At 46.5% G+C, this 25895-nt stretch carries 24 protein-coding genes; 16 read left to right on the top strand and 8 right to left on the bottom strand.

The genetic code is table 11. The features are described from left to right. The first annotated feature begins 69 nt into the window (after nucleotides 1-69). Nucleotides 70-618, top strand: a complete 549-nt coding sequence (locus tag PAEVO_RS06640; RefSeq protein ID WP_100536840.1) for a DinB family protein — start codon at nucleotides 70-72, stop codon at nucleotides 616-618. A 99-nt stretch (nucleotides 619-717) separates the two neighbouring features. On the opposite strand, the gene PAEVO_RS06645 is transcribed toward PAEVO_RS06640, so the two are convergent. Further along, entirely contained in the window at nucleotides 718-1179 is a 462-nt protein-coding gene (locus PAEVO_RS06645; RefSeq protein ID WP_100536841.1) for an OsmC family protein, read from the bottom strand. A gap of 241 nt (nucleotides 1180-1420) precedes the next feature. Further along, entirely contained in the window at nucleotides 1421-1819 is a 399-nt protein-coding gene (gene mscL, locus PAEVO_RS06650; protein ID WP_100536842.1) for a large conductance mechanosensitive channel protein MscL, read from the bottom strand. Between the two features lie 508 nt (nucleotides 1820-2327). On the opposite strand from mscL, the gene PAEVO_RS06655 reads away from it, so the two are divergent. Continuing rightward, complete coding sequence (locus PAEVO_RS06655; RefSeq protein ID WP_100536843.1) at nucleotides 2328-3824, top strand: Lsa family ABC-F type ribosomal protection protein; 1497 nt, start codon at nucleotides 2328-2330, stop codon at nucleotides 3822-3824. 174 nt (nucleotides 3825-3998) lie between these two features. Here the strand turns inward: PAEVO_RS06655 and PAEVO_RS06660 are convergent, their stop codons facing one another. From PAEVO_RS06660 to PAEVO_RS06675, 4 genes are all read right to left on the bottom strand, one after another. Further along, nucleotides 3999-4235: a DUF1796 family putative cysteine peptidase gene (locus tag PAEVO_RS06660; RefSeq protein WP_243390653.1), complete on the bottom strand. Its 237-nt coding sequence runs from the start codon at nucleotides 4233-4235 to the stop codon at nucleotides 3999-4001. Between the two features lie 488 nt (nucleotides 4236-4723). After that, nucleotides 4724-5611 carry a TetR/AcrR family transcriptional regulator gene (locus PAEVO_RS06665; RefSeq protein WP_100536844.1) on the bottom strand — a complete coding sequence of 296 codons (888 nt, stop codon included), beginning with the start codon at nucleotides 5609-5611 and terminating at the stop codon, nucleotides 4724-4726. Nucleotides 5612-5702: 91 nt separating this feature from the next. Next, the gene (locus PAEVO_RS06670) at nucleotides 5703-7154 is read right to left on the bottom strand and encodes an alpha/beta hydrolase family protein (protein WP_100536845.1); all 1452 of its coding nucleotides are present in this window, start codon (nucleotides 7152-7154) and stop codon (nucleotides 5703-5705) included. A gap of 52 nt (nucleotides 7155-7206) precedes the next feature. Next, a complete protein-coding gene (locus tag PAEVO_RS06675) occupies nucleotides 7207-8667 on the bottom strand; it encodes an MDR family MFS transporter (RefSeq protein ID WP_100536846.1) in 1461 nt (486 codons plus the stop codon). Between the two features lie 200 nt (nucleotides 8668-8867). On the opposite strand from PAEVO_RS06675, the gene PAEVO_RS06680 reads away from it, so the two are divergent. The 6 genes from PAEVO_RS06680 to PAEVO_RS06705 all read left to right on the top strand — a co-directional run bounded on the left by PAEVO_RS06680 (nucleotide 8868) and on the right by PAEVO_RS06705 (nucleotide 14538). Beyond that, nucleotides 8868-9413, top strand: coding sequence for a sigma-70 family RNA polymerase sigma factor (locus PAEVO_RS06680; RefSeq protein WP_481856486.1), 546 nt, complete (start codon nucleotides 8868-8870; stop codon nucleotides 9411-9413). Then, the gene (locus PAEVO_RS06685) at nucleotides 9400-10605 is read left to right on the top strand and encodes a DUF4179 domain-containing protein (protein ID WP_100536848.1); all 1206 of its coding nucleotides are present in this window, start codon (nucleotides 9400-9402) and stop codon (nucleotides 10603-10605) included. Before PAEVO_RS06680 ends, PAEVO_RS06685 begins: the two co-directional genes overlap by 14 nt. A gap of 157 nt (nucleotides 10606-10762) precedes the next feature. Then, entirely contained in the window at nucleotides 10763-11584 is an 822-nt protein-coding gene (locus PAEVO_RS06690; protein ID WP_100536849.1) for a DUF5643 domain-containing protein, read from the top strand. 44 nt (nucleotides 11585-11628) lie between these two features. After that, nucleotides 11629-12591 (top strand): DUF5643 domain-containing protein, encoded by a 963-nt coding sequence (locus PAEVO_RS06695; RefSeq protein ID WP_100536850.1) that lies wholly within the window; start codon nucleotides 11629-11631, stop codon nucleotides 12589-12591. A 231-nt stretch (nucleotides 12592-12822) separates the two neighbouring features. Beyond that, nucleotides 12823-13197, top strand: coding sequence for a VOC family protein (locus tag PAEVO_RS06700; protein WP_100536851.1), 375 nt, complete (start codon nucleotides 12823-12825; stop codon nucleotides 13195-13197). A 195-nt stretch (nucleotides 13198-13392) separates the two neighbouring features. Beyond that, a complete protein-coding gene (locus PAEVO_RS06705) occupies nucleotides 13393-14538 on the top strand; it encodes an NAD(P)/FAD-dependent oxidoreductase (RefSeq protein ID WP_100536852.1) in 1146 nt (381 codons plus the stop codon). 139 nt (nucleotides 14539-14677) lie between these two features. Here PAEVO_RS06705 and PAEVO_RS06710 read toward each other — a convergent pair whose 3' ends face one another. Next, the gene (locus tag PAEVO_RS06710; RefSeq protein ID WP_100536853.1) at nucleotides 14678-15169 is read right to left on the bottom strand and encodes a DUF2798 domain-containing protein; all 492 of its coding nucleotides are present in this window, start codon (nucleotides 15167-15169) and stop codon (nucleotides 14678-14680) included. A 177-nt stretch (nucleotides 15170-15346) separates the two neighbouring features. On the opposite strand from PAEVO_RS06710, the gene PAEVO_RS06715 reads away from it, so the two are divergent. From PAEVO_RS06715 to PAEVO_RS06740, 6 genes are all read left to right on the top strand, one after another. Further along, the gene (locus tag PAEVO_RS06715; protein WP_100536854.1) at nucleotides 15347-15703 is read left to right on the top strand and encodes a PadR family transcriptional regulator; all 357 of its coding nucleotides are present in this window, start codon (nucleotides 15347-15349) and stop codon (nucleotides 15701-15703) included. 22 nt (nucleotides 15704-15725) lie between these two features. After that, on the top strand, nucleotides 15726-16442 hold the full coding sequence (locus tag PAEVO_RS06720; RefSeq protein WP_100536855.1) for a pentapeptide repeat-containing protein: 717 nt from the start codon (nucleotides 15726-15728) through the stop codon (nucleotides 16440-16442). A gap of 199 nt (nucleotides 16443-16641) precedes the next feature. Then, complete coding sequence (locus PAEVO_RS06725) at nucleotides 16642-17250, top strand: TetR/AcrR family transcriptional regulator (RefSeq protein WP_100536856.1); 609 nt, start codon at nucleotides 16642-16644, stop codon at nucleotides 17248-17250. A 2-nt stretch (nucleotides 17251-17252) separates the two neighbouring features. Beyond that, the gene (locus PAEVO_RS06730; RefSeq protein WP_100536857.1) at nucleotides 17253-17846 is read left to right on the top strand and encodes a GNAT family N-acetyltransferase; all 594 of its coding nucleotides are present in this window, start codon (nucleotides 17253-17255) and stop codon (nucleotides 17844-17846) included. Nucleotides 17847-18236: 390 nt separating this feature from the next. Next, nucleotides 18237-21422, top strand: a complete 3186-nt coding sequence (locus PAEVO_RS06735) for a bifunctional cytochrome P450/NADPH--P450 reductase (RefSeq protein ID WP_100536858.1) — start codon at nucleotides 18237-18239, stop codon at nucleotides 21420-21422. A gap of 119 nt (nucleotides 21423-21541) precedes the next feature. Further along, nucleotides 21542-21913, top strand: a complete 372-nt coding sequence (locus PAEVO_RS06740; RefSeq protein ID WP_100536859.1) for a winged helix-turn-helix transcriptional regulator — start codon at nucleotides 21542-21544, stop codon at nucleotides 21911-21913. A gap of 77 nt (nucleotides 21914-21990) precedes the next feature. Here PAEVO_RS06740 and PAEVO_RS06745 read toward each other — a convergent pair whose 3' ends face one another. Next, a complete protein-coding gene (locus PAEVO_RS06745) occupies nucleotides 21991-22554 on the bottom strand; it encodes an NAD(P)H-dependent oxidoreductase (protein ID WP_100536860.1) in 564 nt (187 codons plus the stop codon). Nucleotides 22555-22883: 329 nt separating this feature from the next. Between PAEVO_RS06745 and PAEVO_RS06750 the strand changes: the two genes are divergently transcribed. After that, the gene (locus PAEVO_RS06750; RefSeq protein ID WP_100536861.1) at nucleotides 22884-23699 is read left to right on the top strand and encodes a ZIP family metal transporter; all 816 of its coding nucleotides are present in this window, start codon (nucleotides 22884-22886) and stop codon (nucleotides 23697-23699) included. Nucleotides 23700-23989: 290 nt separating this feature from the next. Next, nucleotides 23990-24955 carry a DUF4097 family beta strand repeat-containing protein gene (locus tag PAEVO_RS06755; protein WP_100536862.1) on the top strand — a complete coding sequence of 322 codons (966 nt, stop codon included), beginning with the start codon at nucleotides 23990-23992 and terminating at the stop codon, nucleotides 24953-24955. The last annotated feature ends 940 nt before the right edge of the window (nucleotides 24956-25895 follow it).

Genomic DNA, 25895 nt, shown 5'->3' on the forward strand with positions numbered 1-25895 from the left:
TATTATGTTTACAATACAATAGACAAAAACAAACAATGTTTATAAATTTGCGCAGAATGGAGGGGTGGAATGCAAGCTGGACAATTTTCACCTAATCCGACCGGAGTCATTCGAAGTACTCTTGATTTCCAGTTCCAAATCGCTTGGCAGCTGCTCGACTTGCATCTCGCGGGGCTTCAAGACGAGGAGTTTCATTGGCGACCTGCTTCAAAGGGGCTCCACGTTTTCCGTGAATCTGAAATCTGGCTGGCAGAATGGCCGGAATCCGAGGAGTATGAAATGGGCCCGCCGAATATATCATGGCTGACATGGCATATCACATACTGGTGGTCTATGGTGCTGAATCATTCGTTCGGCAGTGGGACATTGGCCCGTGAAGAGATCCATTCTAAGGGTAACATCCAAGAGACCAGGGATAGAATAAATGAATTGAGCAGCGAGTGGAAACGGGAAATGTCGGCTTTGACGGACGAAGCGTTCCTTTCTACGGAACGAACGTTATGGCCTTTCATTGATAAGCCTTTTCATGAATTGGCAGCCTGGCTCAATCTAGAACTGATGAAAAATGCTGCTGAGATCGGTTATTGCCGTTTCCTTTATGCTGTTCACAACAAATAACCCAATGATCCATGGGACAATCCATCGTATAGATGACGATGAAAAAGAAGGGCTGCTAAGTTGCTTTGTGCAACCTGGCAGCCCATATATGTAGATGCATTAAGAATTTGTCACTTCGTTCTCGATGACGATGCGATTTAGCTTCAAATGTACCGGCGCAGCTATCGTGTCGCCCACTGGGCATTTACGCTCCAGGAATTCAACGAACTGCTCAACCTTCTCGGCGGACGAAGGGGTTTTGATGTAGAAGGTGTACCGAATATCGGAGTATCCTGGGCGTACGTCCGAGCGGTTAAAGAATCCATCCAGGTCCAGGTCGCCTTCTACCTCAACTCTGAAATCTTCAAGGATCACATCGAATTTTGGCGCATATACACGGGCTACGATCGATTGGCATGCCCCCAGGGACGCGAGCAGAGCTTCAACGGGGTTCATTCCGGTATCCGTACCTCCAAGGCTTTTCGGCTCATCGATGACTAACTCGAACTGCCTTACATTAGTAACAACCTTGACCCCTTCTTGCAAATGGGCAGTTGCTTTGAACGTTTGAACACTCGGCATATACCACATCTCCCTTTATGGACAGCCCCATACGGTGGGGGTGATCTGTCTCTCAATGAAAATCTATACTATATTACTAGGTTTAGTAAGGATTATAATTCTATTTGGCATGATCTGTCAATCAAACATGAGTGGGAGGATATGGCTGGCGTTTTTATTCCTATGGGAGAGAACTGGAAGAAGGAGAAAAAAAGAGAGCGTGTTCTCCTATCGAAAACACACTCTCCAGATCGAATGCATATTATTTTTCGGAAGCCTTATTTTGTTGTTTCAGCAAATCGCGAATTTCTGTCAACAACAGTTCTTCCTTTGATGGAGCCGGCGGTTCTTCCGCCTTCGTTTCTTCCTTACGTTTAAAGCGGTTCAGTGTACGGATGAACATGAAGATCGAGAAGGAGACAATCAGGAAGTCTACGACCGTTTGAAGAAATACTCCATACGTCAGGGTTGCATCCCCGATTGTCGCCTCTAGTCCTGATAGATCCACCCCGCCAAGAATCAATCCAAACACCGGCATAATGATATCACTCACCAATGAGGATACGATTTTGCCGAAAGCAGCACCAATGATAACCCCAATGGCTAAATCGAGCACGTTCCCCTTAAGCGCAAAGGTCTTAAATTCTTTTAACAAATTCATAATACGTCACCTGCTTTATAATCCAAAATGTAGGGCGGCAATTCATCTACCACTCGAATTATCCTATCAGCTACTAGTTAAATGCGCAAGATCGTTAGGTCGGATCTTTTTTGCCGAGATGATCAGAACCGAGAAGTCCTTATTCTGAATTATGCTTCGATGTAACTCCACACAGGTTGACCAATAGGTAGCATTCATGTTAAGTTTTTTAATATTCACACGATAACGGGATCAGATCAAGGAGGGATAAAGCGATGACTGAATTAGAGGTTGTAGATGTTTATGTGAACCTGTCGATACTGGGAAACATAGACAAGGTTCACACCATAACCAATCAGATACCGGAACTTTATCCTTCTATACTTATATGCAGACAAACTTAGCGATAGCTTGATCTTCGCTTGTTTCTTTATGGTATAGTTGGTTAACGTAGCGAAGAACGCACCGGATTTCTGGTGTTTCTGCGCTTTTTTTCGTTCTGAAATTTTACCGTAGAGGAAAGATGAAAATGTCATTAATCAATGTTTCAAACCTTTCGTTTGCTTATGAGAGCAGTTTTGATCCGATATTCGAACAAGTGAGCTTTCAAATCGATACCGATTGGAAATTAGGATTTACCGGAAGAAACGGCAGGGGGAAAACCACGTTTCTCAATCTGCTGCTAGGCAAGTACGAGTACAGCGGGAATATTTCGGCCTCCGTGAGCTTCGAATATTTCCCTTACCATGTCGAGAACAAGGAATATCTCACTCTGGATATCATCGAGGAGATCTATCCGGAGTATGTACATTGGCAAATCGTGCGCGAGCTTAACTTGTTAAAGGTTTCGGAAGATGTACTATACCGGCCTTTTGCATCATTATCCAGCGGAGAGCAGACCAAAGTTATGCTGGCTGCGTTGTTTATCAAGGAAAACCGCTTCCTCTTGATTGACGAACCGACCAATCACCTGGACATGCATGCGAGAAAATTGGTCAGCGACTATCTCAGCAAGAAAAGCGGATTTATTCTGGTATCTCACGATAGATCATTCTTGGATCACTGTGTAGACCACATCCTGTCCATCAATAAAACCAATATCGAGATCCAAAAAGGCAATTTTTCCGCATGGTGGGAAAATAAACAGCGACAGGATCAATTTGAGCTTGCCAGTGATGAGAAACTCAGGAAAGATATTAAACGTTTAACCGATTCTGCCAGAAGAACGGGGAATTGGTCGCACGAAGTGGAAAAATCCAAAAACGGCACCAGAAATTCAGGCTCCAAAGTAGATAAAGGTTATATCGGCCATAAGGCAGCTAAAATGATGAAACGCTCCAAAAACCTGGAGCAGCGACAGCAGTCCGCCATTGAGGAAAAATCGAAGCTGCTTAAAAATATCGAGAGTTCCGAGAGTCTGCAGATGTTCCAACTCGATTATCATAAAAAACAGCTGGTCGAGCTGGAGCGTGTCTCTCTTTCATATGGCCCTAAGACGGTGTGTGAAAACCTGAGTTTTACGATTGAAAAAGGGGACCGGATTGCCCTTTCGGGTAAAAACGGTTCAGGTAAATCCAGTATCCTTAAGCTGATATGCGGAGAAGAGATGCAATACACGGGTCATTTCAGCAGGGATAGCCAGCTTAAGATATCCTATGTATCTCAGGACACGTCCCACCTTCAAGGCAGTTTGACGGATTATGCCATAAGCAGCGGGATTGATGAAAGCCTGTTTAAATCCATACTGCGAAAGCTCGATTTCTCCAGACTTCAATTTGAAAAGGATATTTCGACTTATAGCGGGGGACAGAAGAAGAAGGTGCTGATCGCTAAAAGCCTTAGTGAGCATGCTCATTTGTACGTTTGGGATGAACCGCTTAATTTTATCGATGTTATCTCTCGTATGCAAATTGAAGAGCTATTGCTCGAGTTTGCACCGACCATTCTGTTCGTGGAGCATGATCGTGCATTTTGCGACAATGTGGCCACAAAGATCGTTGAGCTTGATGGCAATCAAGAAATTTAAGGAACAACAAGACCGTTATCCCGAGAAGGAACGGGAGTATGTATTAGCTAGTCAATGTTCCTTAAGAGGATATTTCAAAAAAAAGCTGTCCGCTGATTAGCGGCAGCTTTTTTACATTTCATTGTCATGTCAACTGGACGTTCTTACAGTATACCTAGACCTTCCAGTAGCCGGTCAAATACAGTTCTTCCATCGCTTGATTCCAAAAGGACTCATCATTTGGACGGTCGATGGGGCCTGGAGGGTGCAAACGCCGTCGATCCCCCAATCCAATTCTTGCAGCTCAATAACCGAGGTAACATCCGAAATCGAGCTCGATATCATCCAATCAAGCGGGAAAGAAAAGCGTCTTCGTTGACGTTGCCGTAAATTGACTGATGGCCCGCACCAGCTGCCCAAGCTAATGATCATATCGTAGGCGCCTTTTACATCCATCAGCTTCACAACGTCACCACTCTCTCATGTACATCTATAATTATCGTATTCAGCCTGTTTTCAAGCCGTATGGACATTCATAAATAGGGAACCGTCTGTTTTGATCAGCGTGTCTTACAACAATGTAAGCTTGTAGAAAGGTTAATCGATAAGAGAATCTTTCATTATGGTTTAGACTGGAGTTAATTGAACATATAAGAAGGGGATGTAGGATGAGGAATGTGATGATGATTTTATTTGCAATTACAAGCATTATGCTTATGGGGACGTGCAGGGAACTGGAGTTAGAACAAGCAGAATGCGGGGAGATACATTGAAATGGGGATCAAGCGAAGGTCGAATACAAGTGACATCATACGCACCTAAAGAAAAGAAGCCGCAAAACATGCAGCTTCTTTTCTTTGAATGATTCGAAGGTACAGATTCAATGTGAATAGACAGACAGGGCTTCCTTGGTTATCCTCTCAATGACTTTCTCGAATCAACTGCTGCAGTTGATTCGTGTAAAAAGCTAGCTCATTCTCCGAATAGAGATCCTTTAGCAGCGCTTGGATCAAAAAGTGTCGGGGACGTTCTGCGGTGAACTCTTCCCGCAGCATCGCCGTTACCTCAGACAAGTCTTTTTTTCTGGAGTTCGTTATGGACATATCCGGGATAATCGACTCGATTGTATCCATCAACGCCGTTCTTCGTATTTCCTGCGTATAGGTAAGTGCTTCTAAATCAATCATCGAATATTCCTTCATAAGTTCGTCGGTGAGTAGGGGACGGGGAGCACGTTGTTCCAATCCCAGCACGAGATCATCCATTCGCTCAGCGATGAAAACAGCCAATTCCTTTTGAATGAGCGGTTTGAATCCAAACAATACATGAAAGGTAAACTCTCGGATCAATCCGTTAAAGACGGCCGTAGCGTCCCATTTCCATTCCGCTATGGAATCCCCGTAATGACGGAGCAAAATATTCTGGTAATAACGAAACATCTTCAATTGGAGCTGATGAATGACGGTGCCGATCTTGTCACTGTTTGCCGGTGGGAGCTCGTTGTGATCACGCGAAATATAATATCCATGCTCGATGAAAAAATCGAATTGGTAAGCGATCTCCTCAATAAATGTTTCCCTGCGGGATAAGCCTTTTTTGCGGATCTTCTCTACGGCATCAATCATATCTTGCTGTCGTTTCTCCAGAATACGGATGTACAGCTCTTCTTTGGAACCATAGTATTTATAGATTGAGCCTTTAGCGATGCTGCAATCATCCGCAATATCTTGAATCGAAGTAGCTTGATATCCTTTTTCGGCAAAGGAACGAATAGCCGATTGCAATATTTTTTCTTTTAACAAGCTCATAGCGTGGCCCCCTTAACGATGTACAAAAAACGGATTCGATCATTATCATATCGTTTTTTGCAGAGCTAATCCACAGGCACAAAAAAGGCACTTATTCTTGAACGAGCATAATATCCGGATATTTCTTCGACAGTTCATCCATGGCGTTATTCCGTATTCCCTTGAGATGCTGGTCAAAGAAAGCAACGCTTACCTCGTTTATGATGCGATGAACCGACCTTGGATCCTCTCCCGGGTTAGGCAGCAGCGGAGAGAATAGATGAAAATCCGTATAACTCATATGGGAAGTATGCGGAATCGTCATCGTGTATCCGCCCCCTTGCAGAGCATTCATGCGACGCCGTACCGTCTCCTTCCAAAATTCCTCGTAATACTCCCGTGTACGGCCGCTTTGCGCCATGGCTTGTTCCAGCGTATTGTCGAATACCGACCGATCGATACTTTTCTCACCATTCATCTGTAAATATGGCTTATTCAGTCCCGTGCCGGGCATCGGTTCTCCATATAAGGTTCCATCCATATTGATCGCAGCCTTGATACGAGAATCCTTCAGCAGCATCTGGGCAGCGGTGGCTCCACCGTAAGAATGCCCGAACATGCCGATTCGCTCCAGATCAAGTCGGCCGGTAAAACGGTCCTGTTCATCCTGTTTATTCATTTGTTTAAGCCGATTCAAAATAAAGGATACATCCTGAGTCCATAGTGTCATGTGCTCATCAAGCGCTGTAAAGCCTGAAAGAGTGTGCTGGTTGATCAAAATCTCCCGGCCGTCCGGGTAAACCGTGGCAGCGGCATCATAGGCATGGTCGATTCCAACCACGATATATCCATGACTGGCCAGCTCTTCGATCTGGAAGGTATTCTGGTTGCGGAAACCCGTCATGCCATGTGAAAAGATCAAGATCGGATATTCCCCCTCAATGGAAGACAGCGGGGTGTTGCTGTAGGCATGGGTCTTCACGAGGCCCAGATGGTTCAATGTCCAAGCAGGAAAAGACAATGCCTGTTCGAGACCTTGCGTAATGGCTGCTACATCACGGATATAGGGTTCGGTTTCTTCACCCGAGTCGGGTTCGGAAGGATACCATATCTGTACCATCAGCTCGCGGTGATCCGTCGGATCGGCAGAGTACTCATCGGGCCGTTCATAGTCAACAAAGTGGTATATCGATGTTCCCACAGAATAGGGCCCTTGAGGTTGATTAAATGTGAATACGGGGAGCAAGAGCGGCAATGCGACCATGACCGATGCGTAAAAGAACAACATCGTGGTCCACAACCAGGCTATCCACCTTCTCTTGTTCTTACTGCGTTGTTGTTTTTCATGTTTTCTAAAAATGATGCAAATCGTCAGGATAACGGAAGCCGCATAACAAGGAATCATTTGCCATCGGCAATCCTCCACGATGATCTGCACAACCGTAACGATATATAGCGCGATTAACGAGTAAATCAGCTGGCTTTTCTTCGAACGGGGTCCCCAAATCGTTGCTATAGCCAGAGCGATAATGAATAGTATGATAACCATTTCTCCGAATCTCAAGTAAGTTCCTCCTATGTATAACGGTTATTGTGGTTGATTCGATATCCGCCTTTTAATCGAACGAAGATTCATCGGTTATTTGTTTTGGTTTTCTAAGAAATAAGCTGAGAACCAGTCCCAAACATGCGATGCAGGCAGCCAGGAAAAAGGTGTCCGCAAAGGAGGCTGCATGGGATTCCAGCGGGTTGGTTCCAACAGGATTACTCGGCAGGTTTGATGTCATCCGGGAAGATAAATATCCAGTGAATCCTGCGACGGCAAAAGAAGCGATCACCTGCTGCGACGCACTTGTAAGTGGAGTAACCCGGCTTACAAGGTGCTTAGGCGTTGCATTTAATACATGCGTATTTAGGGACATCATCGATAACCCCATGCCGGAGCCCATTAGAAACAGCACGATCATGATAAGGAATAAAGGGGTATCGATTCGAACAAAGGACATTGTGAACAATGCAATGCTCATCAGTGTCATTCCGGCCACAAGCGGGGGACGTGCTCCCACTTTATCAAACAGCTTGCCTGCCATAGGCATAAAGATCATGGAACCGACTGCCTGTGGCAGCAGGATTAGCCCGGTCATCAGCGGAGTAAAACCTCTAATCTGCTGCAGCAGCAGCGGGAACAAAAGCACGGAGCCGAACATGGCAGCCTGCATGATCCAGGAGATGATGATACCGCGTGTGAAATCAACCGATTTGAACGCACGCAGTTCAAGCAACGGTTGTTTTTGCCGTAAGCAGGACCAAATGAAGAGAAGCAGCGCGATTCCGCCGATGATGATTCCGGACAACGTTCTGGTGGAAGTCCAGCTTACCCCTCCCTCACTGACCCCATAAGTAATCATGGCAAAAGCCACGGGTCCAAGTATCATGCCAACCATGTCCAGGGACGGAGCCTCCTTTCCTGGAAAGGAAGGCAGATGTTTGATTCCCACGAATAATCCGATCATGCCAATGGGGAGATTGATCAGAAAAATCCATTGCCAGCTGACAAACTCAATCAACCATCCGGATAATACGGGACCGAGCGCTGGGGCAAGCAGTAATGGTATTCCAAACATTCCTATAATAGAACCTCTTTTATCCGGAGGCGCCAAACGGTACACCATGGCCATTCCGATCGGCGATACCATGCCGCCCCCCATTCCCTGAATAACCCGGAAGGCGATGAGCTGCTCGGCTGACTGGGCAAAAGCACATAACACGGATCCTATCGTAAACAATCCGATCGATATGAGAAATACCCGTTTGGGCTGAAATTTATCTGACAGCCAACCCGCGAGAGGGATAACCGCTGACAATGCAAGAGTGTATGCGGCTATCGACCATTGAATGGTATGCAGGGGGCTATCAAAATATTGAACAAGCGTAGGTACAGCGACATTTACGACGGTGCTGTCCAACAGGACCATAAAGGTGCCGATGATGACGGCAAGTAATGGCGCCATAATGTCCTTGATTGTAAAAGCTCTTTCTTCCGGGGTGTTACAAACAATTGCAGATGGATCTGACATGATGGTGAACCTACTTTCTTTGAAAATGTGCAATAATGAACTAATTAGTTTTCTATAAAACCAATAAGTCATTTATAATAGTAACGATGAACGTTTGATGTGTCAAACGGGTACCCATCAAGTTTTTTATCGAAAAAATAACATTTCGATATACTCGTCCATCTAATCTTATAGAGGGCCCTCAAAAGGAGATGAATATCGTGCGAGAATTGGAACATGAAGTCAAGAGAGCACAGCGAGGAGATCGTGAAGCGTTTATCCAGCTCTTCCGGAGGCTGGAACCCGAACTGTACGGCTTGGCGAAGTCCATTCTAAAACGCGATGAAGATTGTGCCGATGCTTTTCAGGAGACAACACTTAAAGCATATAAATCTTTATCAACATTACAAAAACCAAAGTACTTTAAAACCTGGGTGATTCGGATTCTGATCAATGAATGCAATCAACTGCTTCGAAGCAGAGAGCGCACCGTAGTCATGGCTGAAGTGCCTGAGCGAATACGAACATCCAACTATTACGAAGACAGCCACAAGCTGGACCTTCGTGAAGCGGTAGATCGCTTAGATGAATCGCTTCGAATCGTTATACACTTATTCTATTTTCAGGATTTGCCCATTAAGGAAATCGCAAGCGTGCTTGATATCACGGATGGAGCTGTAAGGGCACGTCTCCACAGAGCGAGGGGAATATTGTTTGATCAGGTAAAACAAAATCGGGAGGGGAAGCTGGCCTATGAATCCTTTTGACTTGGATAAAGAACTGCGGGAGATAGGGAAGGCGCATCGGAGCGAGGTTCCGGATATCATTCGCCATCATCAGGACGAGGTTTACGCTTTTCTGTCAGATCTTCCGATGTCAACGAGATCGAATCGGCAACAGCGTTCCCCTAAGGTACGCGGATTGATAGCAGCTGCTGCCGCGGCGGCCATGATTGGCATCATAAGCAGTGCTTATGTATCGCCGGCAATGGCAGAGTCGCTAAGAAAAATTCCGCTGATCAGCAGCATTTTCAGGTTAGCTGATGATCTGGGGCTCCAAACAGCGGGCGAGCGAGGGTTGGTAGCTGAACCCAACGCCAGCGTAACACATGAAGGTGTGACCATTCGAATACCGCAGGTTGTATATGACGGGACTCGTTTGTCCCTGGCCGTGAAGCGGGAGGGTGAAGGATTTGCCGGATCGATATCGGATGTTGAAATTATGCAGGACAACAACGATACAACGTATAGATATCAAAAAGGGGCCATCACCGATGTGGAGATGCTTATAGACGGCACCTCCATCCATGATCCCAGCCTAAGCGATAAAGCGGGTCTGATTGGTAAGCCGACTTCGGATCCCAACGTTGTACTGTACGAACTCATAGGCTTTTCACGTTTAGAACATCAGAATCAATCCTTGCCGGATCAATTCCAGCTAACGGCCAAAATCTCACTTGAAGGAATTGATGCTCCTTATGTCATCCATGTACCAGTTCGGAAAAATACCGATCAAATGATAGTCTCCTCTGGAGAAACTAGAGAATGGAACGGACTTCAAATTACGCTGGAGCAGCTGAAATTCACTCCAATCACAACAGATCTCATCGTGAATCTTGAACGCACGGACAAGTCAGGGAAGCTTGGTGACCCTAATCTGCTGTTCGAGGTTTGGGATGATCGGGGAAGAGAACTCGGCCGTATTTCCGGGAAGGGAGTCTACCGGGATGATCGTCAACAACAACAGAGGCTGGAGTTGATGTTTGACCGGTTTGAAGATGCACCAGAATCCATAACGATTAAACCATTCCTGCCAGTCTTTCAAGATCCCACGGCTAACGGTGGCTTGTATAAAGTTGACAGCAACGGAGAAATGGTCAAGACGTACCTGAAGGAATTGGAGATTACCATTCCCGTGGATCATGTCGGCTTGGATAAACTGTATGATGCTCAATGGTAAAAATACAAAAAAGACATATCAAGGAGATCCTATGAAAAAAATATGTAAAGTCATGTCTACGGCAGCATTTGCTGCCATGCTTGTTGGGGGAACAGCTTTGAGTCATGCTGACGCAGCCGCCTAGAAGACTAGTGCCAGCAGCAATTCTGCGCAGATCATGGCTGCTGCTTCAGCCATATCTGTTACACAATCCGGAATCACTCTTCGGGTTACTAAGGCAGTATACGACGGGAACCATGTCAGCATTACAATCCAACGCAGCGGCAAAGGATATACTGGCGGAATTACGGGAGGGAAACTGGATAGCAAAACCAATGAGTACGTCAGGGAAAAAGGTTCCATTCGTGACATGAGTGTCCTGATCGACGGCAAATCCATCCATGGTTCCGGGAGTCTGTCGCAAAGACCAAGTTTAAGCTGGAAAGCAGGTGCTGATTTGAACACAGCGATCATTACCCTGACGGACGCATCACAGCTTGGAGGAAACATCAAGGCATTTCCCGATAAATTCAAGCTCACTGCCACTGTTAACCTTGAAGGCGTAGGCAAACCCTTTACCTTGGATATTCCGCTACAAAATGGCGCGGGTAAGCCGGTTGTGTTGAAGCCAAATATCACCAAGAAATCGAATGGTCTAAGCATGACATTGAACAAGGCTACTATAACGTCTACTTCGACAAGACTACAACTCATACTAAAAGGTTCTGACAAGAATTCAATTTCCTTTGATGTTGTGGATCATCAAGGTAAACAGCTTAATATGATCAGTGGCAGGGGGACCGACGAGAATAATAAAAAAGGTGATTACTATTATGATATCCTCCTTGATGGGCTGGGCAAAAATGTGAACTCATTCACCATAAAGCCTTTTAAGCCTGAGTTGAAAGATGGTGCCTCCGATCAATACAAGGTGGACAGCAAAGGCAACATCATCAAACAATACATGAAAGATATTGAAATTCGCGTTTTGGTCAAATAGCGAACGAACATATAAAAATAGAAATCGAATGGAGAGAAAAAAACATGAAAACAATGTATAAAGTAATGAGTACTGTGGCGCTGACAGGTATGATTCTGGGAGGAGCAGTATGGGGAACTGCCCAAGCAGCGAGTATATCGGCAACAAAGCCTCAAGCGTCAAAGAGCTTGGATCAAAACAAATCCAAGATAGCTAGCGATACCCAACAAGGGATCACCCTAGGAGCGTCCAACGTATTATACGATGGTAACCATGTTAAAGTTGAACTAAAGCGAAGCGGTAAAGAGCTTGCTGGCAGTTTAACCGGAGGCCAGTGGAATGAGCAGACCGGTGAATATATCCACGATAAAGGTTCTATCCGCCAAATGGACGTCTTTATTGACGGCAAATCCATAAACGAATATGGGGGAGGGGATTTGGCGAAGAGACCAAGCTTAGGCACAACACCGGGTTCCGCTCCGAATCATGCGGTTATGATACTGAGCGATGCGTCTCTGCTTGGAGGCAACCTTGACGCTTTTCCTGACAAGTTCAAGTTAACGGCAAAAATTTATCTGGAAGGTGTTCAGAAACCGTTCACGTTGGAGATTCCGATTCAAAAAGAAGTCAACAAACCGGTTGTTCTTCAGCCTAACCTAACAAAAAAAATGGATAATCTCCACTTGACGCTAAAGCAGGTTCATTCTACCGCTCATTCCACTCGAGTTCAGTTCGTTCTGAAGGGTGGACATGATTCAACAATCCTGTATGATTTCCTTGATGATCAAGGTAATGAACTGGAGCGAATATCGGGAAGAGGCACCGATGAAAACAACAAGAACGGTGATTATTATTACGACTTTATTCTGGAGGCTCCGGATGCGGACGTAAAATCTATTGTCATGAAGCCATTCACTCCTGAATTCAAAGATCCCAATGCAGCATCGGGCGAATTCAAACTGGATAAGAACGGAGAGATCGTCAAAAATTACTTGAAAGATCTTGAGTTGAATCTTCCTATAAAATAATTGACTATACTACCATTTTCGCAGCAAGTGAAGAAGTGTCCGCAAAATATTTTGACGGGCACTTCTTTTTACATTGCGCAACATATGAAATGAAACCAATATTTAATCATAAATCGCAATGAATAAGAAATATAAATGCATCTGGCATGTTATGATCTGAAGAGAAAAGGAATCATAGAAGCAAGCTGGTTATGACATTTATCTTACTTATGCGAGGGAGTGTAACAATCGATGATTAGCAAAATTGGTCAAATTATGGTGTATGTGAATGATCAGGATCAAGCTGTGAAGTTTTGGACTGAAATGGTAGGATTTCAAGTCATAGCTGAAGAGAACAACGGTGAAATGAGATGGATTGAAATCGCTCCTACGAAGGAAGCAGAAACAAGCATCATTCTGCATGATAAGGAACTCGTAGCCAAAATGTCGCCAGGATTGCATTTGGGCACACCTTCTTTAATGTTTTTCACGGAAAATTTCGAGGCGCTGCACAGCCATTTAACCAGCCACAATATCACGGTCGGTGAAGTGGTGACTATGCCTTCCGGCAGAGTTTTCAACTTTGCGGATTATGAAGAAAACTATTTTGCTGTCATGGAAAAATAAGAGTAACCGAGCCATACGATCAACTATAGATGGTATGGATGTAAAGTCGCCTATATGGCGGCTTTTTTGTATAGAAGAAATGTTCCTGCTGACATGCTTTAGCCGCATTTCCAAACCCTTAGATGGTGGACGTTATACTTTTTTCCTGCATTCGCTATAATGGATACAGTGATTTAAGGAAAGGGATGTCATGCAATGAAGAAAGTGATTGTCATTGGATCGGGAATACTAGGGGCATCGACTGCTTATCAGTTGGCAAAAATGGGAGCGGAAGTCCTCATGATAGACCGCAAAGATAAAGGACAGGCTACGGATGCCGCAGCAGGCATTATCTGCCCCTGGCTGTCGCAAAGGCGGAATCAGGCGTGGTACCAACTAGCCAAGGCAGGGGCACGTTTTTACCCTGAGTTAGTGAAAGAACTCATCAGCGAAGGCGAGACAGAAACAGGCTACGCACAAGTCGGCGCTCTTAGCATTCATGACGATTTGGATAAAATCCGCAAGATGGAGGAACGGGCACAAATTAGGAAAACAGATGCTCCGGAAATCGGTGAGATTACCCGGCTGAATGAGGAAGAAACCCATGAACGTTTTCCTTTGCTAGGTGAAGGTTATCATTCCGTTCATATTAGCGGTGCCGCCCGTATTGATGGTCGTGCGCTGCGCGATGCGCTGATCCGGTCCGCACAGAGGAACGGGGCCAAGCTTATAAACGGGGATGCCGCATTGTTATACCAAGAAAATCGTGTAACCGGAGCAGCTGTCGGAGCCAATAGCTTCACGGCTGATGAGGTTATTGTTTGTGCCGGTGCATGGGCTAACCAACTGCTTCAGCCATTAGGCATTCACTTTCAGGTTCGTTTTCAAAAAGCCCAAATCATGCATGTACAGGCGGCTGAGCAAGAAGATACAAGCAGTTGGCCTGTCGTCATGCCGCCTTCGGATCAATATTTGCTCTCTTTTGATAACCAGAAAATTGTGATCGGAGCGACTCACGAAAATGATGTCAAAGGCTACGATACGAGAGTGACAGCCGGCGGCATGCAGGAAATCCTGAATAAAGGATTGGCCTTGGCGCCTGGACTATCTGACAGCACGTTTCAGGAAGCGCGAGTCGGGTTTCGTCCGTTTACACCCGGTTTTCTTCCGGTTATCGGTGATGTCCCTGGCTGGGAAGGCCTTATTACGGCAAACGGGTTGGGTGCGTCCGGACTGACGATGGGTCCATTTATCGGGAGCCAACTTGCAAAGTTGGCGCTTCGAATGCCGCTGGATATCGACATCCGGGATTATGATGTTCGTAAAGCTATGGATGAAGCCCAAGCATGGCCGTCCAGCTGATCGGAACCATGAATCAGTCATAGCAAGTTTCCGTATGTGTGGATCACGTATGGATGTGGACGTAAGTGCAGATGCATACGTGAATATAAATAAGCCGCGATAAGTCGCGGCTTATTTGTTATGGTGAAGCTTCCGTACTCTAAACGGTCGTGAAGGATTCGTTCATGCGGCTTGCTTTCAGCTTGCCAAACAGGAATCGAACGGTCGGGCCTATAATGAGGAGCTGAAGCGGCAAAGCAAACACAAAATTTTTAATGAAAATGGAGAAGTAGCTTCCAAGCAGCGATTCTCCTCCGAGGCCGTTTGCATAGTAGGAGGACGCCAGTCCGTATATGGACATAAAGGTCACCATTCCTATCACCATAAAAAATGCCATCGCCACGATCATGATGATTTTACTGGAATTGTTGCGCGTTAATGAAAACACGATTTTTTTGACGGCGGGTCCGACAACAAACAACTCCAGCATGAAGGCAATCATAAAGCCCAGAACGAATTGCATGAGCAGGGCTACCAGTGATATTCGTCCGATTAATCCGTTAGTAATCAAATTGTAAGTCGTCATCATGATGACCATCCCCACACACATCATCATACCAAAATAAAAATTCTCTTTCTTCGTTGTTGGCAATTTCCTCATCCTTTCTAGTTACCTTTGTCATTATAGAGATGGGGAAAAGCTCCTCGTAAGTGAACATTATGTGAACATTTACTGAAAAAGTTTCTGCTGATAACCGATTCAAAATTGAGTATAATAATCAATTGAATAATACAACTGGCGAGATACCTTGACAGTCATAGTAATGTGATGTACATTTTATTCGTGGAGGTGATCGCCGTGGTAAATAAAATCTCCTCGGACCTACTCAGGGGACATACGGATACGATTATTTTGAAGCTGCTCCAGAGCGGCGATAAGTATGGTTATGAAATATCGAAATTAATACATGCCAATTCCGGAGGCGAGTACGAGCTTAAGGAAGCCACCATGTATTCAAGTTTGAAGCGACTCGAACATGACGGGAATATAACTTCCTACTGGGGGGATGAGACCCAAGGAGGAAGAAGGAAGTATTACAAGGTAACCGCTAGAGGACGGGAAACGTATGAATTAAACAAGGAAAACTGGGAATCAGCTAAACGCATTTTGGATCATTTACTTTAAAAAGAAAGGCGGTTAACATGCCATGCAGGATCAATTAAGAAAGTATTTGGACGGCATCTTTTCGCCGTATGAGGATTTGAACGAAGTCAAGGATTTGAAAGAGGAATTGTTCCTTGATCTGAGCGAGAAATGGGTTGATTTGAAGGCTCAAGGTTATGGGGAAGCGGAAGCATACCGGCTGACGATCAATTCCATCGGAGACGTGTCGGAAATTATCGAGAGCATCACGGTTAAAACCCGGGAACTTCAACGGAAGATAGGGATGGATTTATCGAAAACCAATTTGGTGAATTCCGATTTTCAGCAGGTAACCGTTCATGATGGGAAATTCAATTACAGCAACCTGCGCGGGTCGGACTTTAGCAACGCGGATTTGACCCACAGCTCTTTCAAGTGCAGCGATCTTCGGAACGTCATATTTGATGGTGCAAACCTTTCGCACGCCAAACTCACGATGGCCGACTTGACGAGCGCCAGCTTCAACGGCTGCATTTTCGATCAAACGGATTTCAGCAAATCGGATGTATCCGGCGTGAGTTTTGATAACCAAACCTTTACGGGCACCAATTTTAATTATACAGGCTTGGCGAAGACCTCCTTCCGAAATGCCGTGTTTCACAATGTCTTATTCAAAACCAATGCAAAGAAAGCAATTTTCGACGGTGCGACCATGGATAAACTGACCTATGCCCTGCTGAAAGGCAGCAAGGCCGATTTACGGAATGTAACGGTAGTCTAAACCATTTCGGAGGAGGAAAACGGATATATCATCCGGTTCGTGCACGACTCCATTCAGAATATATATTCAGCCGAAATAGGTCGACCAAGCAGTTTTGGTCGGCCTATTTTTTTACAAAAAAACATTCACTGTTGGCTTGTTGTTACAATCACAATATTTTATAATGAGTAAAAACTCACTCATAAAAAGGAGAAGCAGCTTGCCACGTACAAAGGAACAATACGAAGAAATGCGTAACGCAACCAAACAAAAAATACAATCTGCCGGGATGCGGCTTTTTGTTCAAAAAGGGTTCGGCTCCACGAATGTGCAGGACATAGCAGATGCAGCCGGTATTAGCATTGGGCTTTTATACCGGCATTACAAAACAAAAGAAAGCTTGTTTAATGAACTTGTTGAATTTGCGCTTGACGGCTTGATCCAAATCATCCAAACCTTCGAGAACGCTGATTCACCGAAACAACTCTTGGCGCAGTTCGTTGACGAAATATATCGCGATATGCAAGATGGGGAAGAGCTTGCCAATTTGCTGATACTCATGAATCAGTTGTTTTTCTCCGGTGATGGAACCAATCGGAAACAAGCTGAGGTTTTAGAGGTAAATGGTCGGCTGTTGCGTTCTACCGCCGAACTTATTAAGAAGGGACAGGAGTCAGGCGATTTCCGTTCCGGAGATGCTCATCAAATGGCCGTGTTGTTTTATTCGGCATTGCAGGGCCTGGCTGATATGAAAGTGATTCTGAAAAACAACTTTGTTATGCCATCCCCGCGCGTACTCACATTATTCCTTTTCAAGGAGGAAGATTGACTATGTTTACAGTTAGGAAAGCCGATCAATTAGGAATGGATGCAAGGGTTCAAATGTCCCGTATTTTTGCAGAAGGATTCTCGCAATGGCTTGGATATTTCTCTAAAGATAAGGAGCAAATCGCCAGAGCCTTTGCGCACATGTTTAACCTGGATCAATTTTATGTTGCCGTTGCCGGCGAGAAAGTGGCTGGGATGGCTGCATGTTCTGACGGCACCTCTTTATCCGTGAAACTCAACAAAAAAGAGCTGCGGGAGCATTTGGGATTATATAAGGGCAGCCTTGCGCACATGTTTTTGAAAAAGGAATTTGAAACGCCACTTGCGAATCCGTCTCCGGTAAAGTGTTCGATTGAGTTTGTAGGGACGGCCGCGGAATATCGAGGACAGGGGGTAGGCTCGCTGATCATAGGCCATATACTTGAAGCTTCTCCATACCGTGAGTTTTTAATAGAAGAGGTAGCCGATACGAATATACCAGCGATGAGACTCTACGAAAAGATGGGGTTTGAGGAATACAAACGAACCACGATTCCTCCAAAGAAAGCAGGAAAAATAGGCATTAATCATATCGTATCTCTAAAGCGCGTAAAATGAGGATTACGGCAGGATCCACTCAGCGTAGATCCGTGAATGACAGCTTGCATGTAGGGTTATGGCCATTTCGGTTCAAACAACATTCTTCATTCATAGTCCTAAAGTTTCAATAACGGATCATATCCTGGTTGAAAAGTAATAATCGAATATCAGCGGACCTAATGGATATTACGGACCTCCGGCAGATGTGCGGGATATCCAGATCATGATAGGGTAAAGGCAGGATCAGGCAGCCATTGTAAGTGAAAACGAACGATGCAGCGTCGAATCCTCCTTTTTTATTTTAAAATGACCACATTACGATTTTGGTCATTTAGTTCTGTCGAGATTCATCCCGCCCAGTATAGGGGCGAATACAAAGAGATTAAAGGAATAATGGAGGGAGATAGCATGACACAAACCAAGTTAGTGCCTCAACCTAAAACCTACGGTCCGCTCGGCAATCTGCCGCTGCTGGATTCCACCGCTCCGGTCCAATCCCTTGTGAAGGTGGCCTCGGAGCTCGGACCGATCTTTCAATTTCAATATCCTGGCGGACGCAAGGAGCTGTATGTCTCGGGACATGAATATGTCAAGGACGCTTGTGACGAGAAGCGTTTTGATAAACGAATCTGGGCACCGCTTCAGAATGTTCGTCCGTTTGCGGGGGATGGACTGTTTACGAGCGCAACGCAGGAGCCCAACTGGAAAAAAGCCCACAACATTCTGCTCTCCAGCTTCAGCCAGCGCGCAATGCAAGGCTATCATACAAAAATGGTCGATATTGCCATGCAGCTCATCCAGAAATGGGCTCGGCTCAATCCCGACGAAACCGTGGACGTTCCTGCCGACATGACGCGCCTGACGCTGGATACCATCGGCTTGTGCGGATTTAATTTCCGGTTTAACAGCTTCTACCGCGAAGACAATCATCCATTTATCGACAGCATGGTGCGGGCGCTTGATGAGGGCATGAACCAGCTTCATCGTCTGGGCATCCAAGACATGTTTATGATTAAAAAGAAGCGGCAGTTTCAGGAGGATATTCAGTTCATGTTCTCCCTTGTGGATGAACTCATCCAAGATCGCAAGACGCATGGCGGTGAAGAGGGGGATTTGCTCGCGCATATGCTGGAAGGCGTCGATCCTGATACAGGTGAGCGCCTCGATCATGAGAACATCCGTTACCAGATCATCACGTTTCTTATCGCGGGGCATGAGACGACTAGCGGCTTGCTGTCCTTTGCCATTTATTTTTTGATGAAAAATCCGGATACCTTGTATAAGGCGATAAGCGAAGTGGACCGCGTCCTGAAAGATCCCGTTCCGACCTATAACCAGGTGAGGGAACTGAAATACGTCCGCATGGTACTCAACGAGTCGCTGCGCTTATGGCCAACGGCTCCTGCTTTCTCGTTATATGCGAAGGAAGATACGGCGATCGGCGGAACCTATCCGATCAAGAAGGGGGATAGCGTAACGGTCTTGATCCCAGGACTCCATAGAGACTCGCGTGTGTGGGGAGACGACGTGGAGGCGTTCAGACCCGAACGCTTCGAGGACCCGAGCAAGGTGCCGCATGACGCCTACAAACCGTTTGGTAACGGACAACGGGCTTGCATCGGGCAGCAGTTTGCGCTGCAGGAAGCAACCTTGGTGCTTGGGTTAGTGCTCAAATATTTTGAACTGATCGAGAACCAGCCTTATGAGCTGAAGGTGAAGGAAACACTCACACTGAAGCCGGAAGGGTTCCATATTCAAGTTCGAAGCCGTCAAGACGGGACTGCACTTTTGGTTCCAGGAGGAGGTAAGACGGTGTCACCCGAGTCGGAGAAGCGGGAGTACGTCACGTCCGAAACCTCTGCGGCACATGCCCATCATACACCACTGCTCGCGTTGTACGGTTCCAATCTGGGCACGGCAGAGGGAATTGCCAGAGAGGTGGCGGATGCTGCGAAGCACCAAGGGTTCGACAGCCAGGTCGGCGCACTGGACGACTTTGCCGGAAAGCTTCCGAAGGAAGGGGTCGTAGTTATTGTTTCTGCCTCGTACAACGGGCAACCGCCATCCAATGCCAAAGCTTTTATGGAATGGCTGGAAACGGCGGATGAATCCGAAATCGAAGGCGTCCGTTACGCGGTATTCGGCTGCGGAGATCACAACTGGGCAAGCACGTACCAGCGCATTCCCCGCTTCATCGACGAGCAGCTTGCCGTCAAAGGGGCGCAGCGTTTGCTCCTGCGCGGCGAAAGTGATGCAAGCGGCGATTTTGAGCGGGAAGTCGATGAATGGACGGAGCATTTATGGCCGGATCTGATGCAATCGCTAGGACTACCTCTTATGTCCGTAAATGAGCCGAAACGCAGTGCTTTGTCCGTCCAGTTCGTGCAGGGTGCGGCGGCCGTTCCGCTGGCAGAAACCTACCACGCCGTGACGGGGCGTATCATCCACAGCCGCAATCTACAGCATGACGACAGCGGAAGGATCACGCAGCATATCGAAATCTCGCTGCCTCCGGGAACGGAATACCGGGAAGGAGATCATCTAGGGGTGCTTCCGGTCAATCCGATGTTACTGGTTCAGCGTGTTCTCCGAAGATTCAAACTGGACGCGGGTGCACACCTTATTTTGTCTGCTGAAGGAAGAAGCGGTGCACATTTGCCCACAGGCATTCCTGTCCGCCTGGACGACCTTCTCTCCCGCAGCGTGGAGCTGCAGGATCCGGCTACAAGAGCGCAGATTCGGGAAATGGCCGCTTGTACGGTATGCCCGCCGCATGCCAAGGAGCTTCAGGAACTGCTTGCGGAAGCGAACTATCAGGCCGAAGTGCGGGCCAAACGGATCACCATGCTCGACCTGCTGGAGCGATATGAAGCCTGCGAGCTGCCGTTTGAGCGGTTTCTTGAGCTCCTGCCTCCATTGAAGCCGAGATATTATTCAATATCCAGCTCACCGAAAGCTAGCCGGAATACGGCAAGCATCACGGTCAGTGTCGTGCGGGGTAGTGCTTGGAGCGGCAAGGGAGAATATCGGGGCGTAGCTTCCAACTATTTGGCCCAAATGGAAACAGGCGCGGAGGTCTTGATGTTTATACGCTCTCCTGAGTCGGGCTTTGCGCTGCCGGAGGACCCAGCGACGCCCATGATCATGATCGGACCTGGTACGGGCGTGGCTCCGTTCAGGGGGTTCATCCAGGCAAGACAAGCGCTTCGGGAGGCTGGTCAAGAGCTGGGTGCCGCGCATCTGTATTTCGGCTGCCGGAATCCGGAGCAGGACTATCTTTACCGCGAGGAGTTTGAGCAGGCGGAGCGAGAAGGGCTGGTCACCCTGCATACGGCCTTTTCGAGGATTGACGGTGTAGACAAATGCTATGTCCAGCATTTAATGAAACAAGACGGAGCTTTATTGTTGTCGCTGCTTGAGGGAGGAGCGCAAATGTACATTTGCGGCGACGGCTCCCGGATGGCGCCTGAGGTGGAACAAACGCTGATCCGTTCCTATCGGGACCGACATGGCGTGAATGCGGAAGAGGCTGCTGCCTGGTTATCCGGACTGGAGGCCTCGGGACAATATGTAAAAGACGTCTGGGCCGGATAATCATCATGCCAGCGGAAATCGTACCCTAAGACTACGATCTCCTTGCGATCCCGTGCTGTTTTTATGTTAAGATGATCAGTACATGATAAATGGAACAGATTAGAAGGAGAGTGTGACTTATGCGTGAGACTGAGACCTGTGTACCGACCGGCGTGAAACCCCAAGACACCGGCTTTGGATATACATTGTCCTTAATCGGCGGCAAGTATAAAATGATCATCCTGTACTGGCTGTCGGAAAAAAAGGTCATGCGGCATAATGAGCTGAAGCGAAGCATCGGCTCCATATCCTTTAAAACGCTTAGCATCATGTTAAAGGAGCTGGAGGCGGATGAGCTAATCGTTAGAACGGAATTTCCCCAAGTCCCTCCAAAAGTCGAATACACCTTATCGGAACGCGGACTGTCCCTCATTCCTGTGTTACATATGATGTGCGAGTGGGGAGAGAAGAACAGTTTGCCGGCTCTGGAAGCTGTGCAGCGGGAAGCATGAAGATTGGTTATATCCAAAGAAGTATTTCCTGAACAAGGAAATACTTCTTTTTTTAACGGCTCTATTCCGTTCATTCATCACAGGTTGTCTATGAACTTCAAATAATCTCGTGCACTGATATCCAATGCGTTATCAGGAGGCGATAGGTCCATGTCAGGAGTGTTCCCGCCAGGAGCAGCCTCTTGCCCGTAAAAAGCAAAGAACGAACGATAATCTGCGTCGCAGTAGCGGAAGGTCGTTTCAAAAGGGGTTAGTATCTGTGCAAGCGTGTAGCGATACCTTCCGTCTTCCCGATAATCTTCTTTTTTTATGCCGGCCGATACTGCTAATCCAACTTTGCGTTTCTTTAACTTATCCCCTCCATTTGAACCGTAAGCCCACCCGTAAGCCAAAACCTCGTCAAGCCATGTTTTGAGGAGCGACGGGCAATTAAACCAATAGATTGGAAACTGTAAAATAAGATTGCTATGCGATTCAATGAGCTGCTGTTCTTTTTGTACATCCAAGTTTCCGTCTGGGTAAACCCGATGCAATTCGTGAACCGTATACCGCTCCGGATATTTTTGGAGTTCTTCGACCCAGCGCTTATTTATAACCGAGTTTTCCAGGCTTGGATGTGTAACGATAACAAGAGTTTTCAAAGATTTGTCCTCCTTGAGCATGATTTATTTTCTTGAGTATAAAGGGATCGCAGCCATGATGTAAGTATGCACTTTTAGTACAGGTACTTACCAAAAGGTGAGTGCTGTGGAGGAAAACAGCGTTTATAAATTCCTGAGTTACAGAAAAATAAATAACAACCATGATGGCATATTATGATATATAATAATTTGCACTGACTGTTATTAGAATGAACTCTCGCGGGTACATAAACTTTAGATTACTCTCTAGATAATCGTTACACGTATGTAAGGCCTATAATAGGTGATATTATTTGTATCATATTATTTATAAAAGGAGTCCTTGTTTAATGGTAGATTTTTTTATGAATTTCAATCCCATTATCCAAGCATTACTAGCCACCTTGTTTACTTGGGGAATGACGGCGTTAGGGGCGGCTCTTGTTTTTTTTACAAAAACATTGAACCAGCGCCTGCTGGATAGTATGTTGGGTTTTGCTGGCGGTGTCATGATTGCGGCCAGTTACTGGTCCTTATTGGCTCCAGCCATTGAGATGTCGGAAGGCAATGCGATCGGGAACTGGTTTCCGGCTGCATTCGGATTTTTATTAGGCGGCATCTTTATATGGGGAATCGATAAGGTATTACCCCATCTTCATCCCAATTCTCCGATTGGAGGAGCGGAAGGGTATAATCCAAAAGTCAGAAAACGGAGTACGCTGCTGGTACTCGCAATTACCCTCCACAACATTCCGGAAGGATTAGCGGTCGGGATTGCATTTGGCGCGCTTGCCAACGGAGGGACTGAAGCATCGCTGGTAGGCGCTTTGACGCTGGCTCTGGGCATCGGCATTCAAAACTTCCCGGAGGGCGTTGCGGTTTCCATGCCCCTGCGAGGTGACGGAATGTCTCAAAGAAAAAGCTTTTTCTATGGACAATTCTCGGGTATGGTGGAACCCGTTGCCGCGGTAATCGGCGCGGTAGCTGTCGCCTTTATAGAACCCATGCTGCCTTACGCATTGAGCTTTGCGGCCGGTGCCATGATTTTCGTTGTAGCCGAAGAGGTAATTCCAAGCTCGCAAGAAAAAGGCAACAAGGATTTGGCTTCCATGAGTTTGATGTTCGGTTTTGTATTGATGATGATTCTTGATGTGGCATTGGGATAGGTGTCTTTTTATTGAGGAAAAAGTCGCGATATTTGCGGCTTTTTTTGTTTTCAAGGATAGTCTGCGGTTTATTCCCGATGAGCCGGCTTCCATACGAGGACTTCAGTTCTAACGAATTGGTCGCCAAACGGCTGTGAAGTATCGAGCTTTACTAGACTAAGGTCGGGGTTTCAATCTCATTCGCGGGCCCAATGCTCATTCCTCTAAGGGATGCTATACTGAACAGGACTTAGGAATTGGAAAATAAAGAAAGCTCATAAAGGGACGATGGAAGGAATGAGGAACACGTTATGAAGAAGAGAACGGGATATTTGATCGTGGCAGCCGGCGTTCTGCTGTTGATCTTTACGATGAACCCGAGGAACATTTTTTCGGATGTCCATTTCGGCTTTTCCTTTGACACCAAGAAGATTAACGAAGAGACAACATTGGCCGCTGATGATTTCCAGGATATGATCCTCCAGACTGGAAGCACTGACATTATGGTCACAAAAGGAAATGCAGACGAGATCAAGGTTCGACTGAATGGAAAGGTAAGTTCGAAATATGCGGACCAAGTGAAATTGAAGGTCGAGCCGAACGGCGATTCGCTGGTGCTTGGAGTGGATGAGGATCACGGTATCGATCTGGGCATAAATATTATGGATATCGAATTATCTGTGGAGTTACCGGAAAAGCAATGGGCAGCGGCCAATATTGAAAGTGGAAGCGGCGAAATCGAGATCGGGAGTATACGGGGGGACGAGGTAACGGTCAAGGCAGGCAGCGGCAATGTAACTGTTCAGCATGTAAACGCTGGCGAGCTGACGGTGAAGACCGGCAGCGGCAATATCGAGGCCGAGGAGATTGAAGCCGAATCGGTTTCGTTGGTATCAGGGTCCGGCCAAATTTCAGCAGACCGCTATCATTCCACGCAGCTGGACTTTCAAAACGGCAGCGGCAATGTCGAGCTGAAGGATGGAGAATCGGCTTTACAAGGAAAGACGGGATCCGGCAATATACGCGTGGATATGGAACGATTGATTCATGATGCCGACCTGCGAACCGGCAGCGGCAACGTGAGCATTGATCTGGATGAAGAGCCTACATCGCTGGAAGTCGATTTCCAAGGAAGTTCCGGTGAGGGGAATATTCAGTTGGACGGAATGCGTTATGAGGTTAAGGACGAAGACAGAGGAAGACTGAAGGGAACGCTGGGCAGCGGCGAGTTCCTGCTAAAGGTTCGCACAGGCTCTGGAAACTTCAAGCTGGAATAAATCCTGATACGCAAAAAAGAGACGAGAAGGAGCTGTCCCATAAGTAGGTTTGCCACTTGACGGACGGTTCGTCAGATTAAAAAATGTGTCTAATGTAGAAATGGCGGTGCTCAGGATATTATCCTTGCACCGCCATTTCTTGCTTTTCGGTCCGTTGCCGCTTGCTTGAGCAGATTATGGGCAAGCGAAATCTTTCGTCAGTCCTCGAAGCAGAAATCGCCGGAATCTCCGGTTATTCTTCAACTGCCCAAACGCACTATCCGGTTCGACCATTTGTCACACCGACGTATTCAGCAGTTTTCAGAGAGCGGCGTTGACTTTTTCTAAGTGAGGCTTTAAGCAAAGCGTATCCGTAGGGCGTTGGTAAAGACTGTTACCGACAATAAACTGATTTTCCGTTCCGATCTGCACATTGTAGCATGGCTTCAGTTGACCATTACCATGTGATCTTCTTTCATTCGTCCTCGAAGCGATTAACCGCTTCATGAACGACGCAAACAAAATGATGCGGACGAATATCGTCTCCAAGTGCATTAGAGATGAGGATGGTTCATGGTATATTGAACGTAGAAAGAAACCGTACCTTTCGTAAATGGTGGGTCACACTTCCATTTTACCAAGAAACGGTTTCTTTTCGTATGTCTAACGTATGTTTTCGCACAACGCAGCGGAGAGGACGAAACGATTCCGGACAAGCGAGAGCGGTCGCCTTTGTCCCCGAATTTCTTCCTTGCTTCAAACCATTCCAAGAAATTTGGGGGCAACAGCGATGGGAGGAACGATTCGTACACGGAGCGTCTCCTAACAGGAAAAAGGTGGCATCCCGCCAAATCTAAGATCTTTTGGGACATCCCCCTTCTTAGTTATGTTCGAAGTCAGCAGGGTGCTAAATCTAAGGTTAATTTCTATCGATTGGAAGCGATTCAACGAGTAAGACTGG

It is taken from the genome of Paenibacillus sp. GM2FR (genome assembly GCF_002803325.1).
GTDB lineage: Bacteria > Bacillota > Bacilli > Paenibacillales > Paenibacillaceae > Paenibacillus_AQ > Paenibacillus_AQ lautus.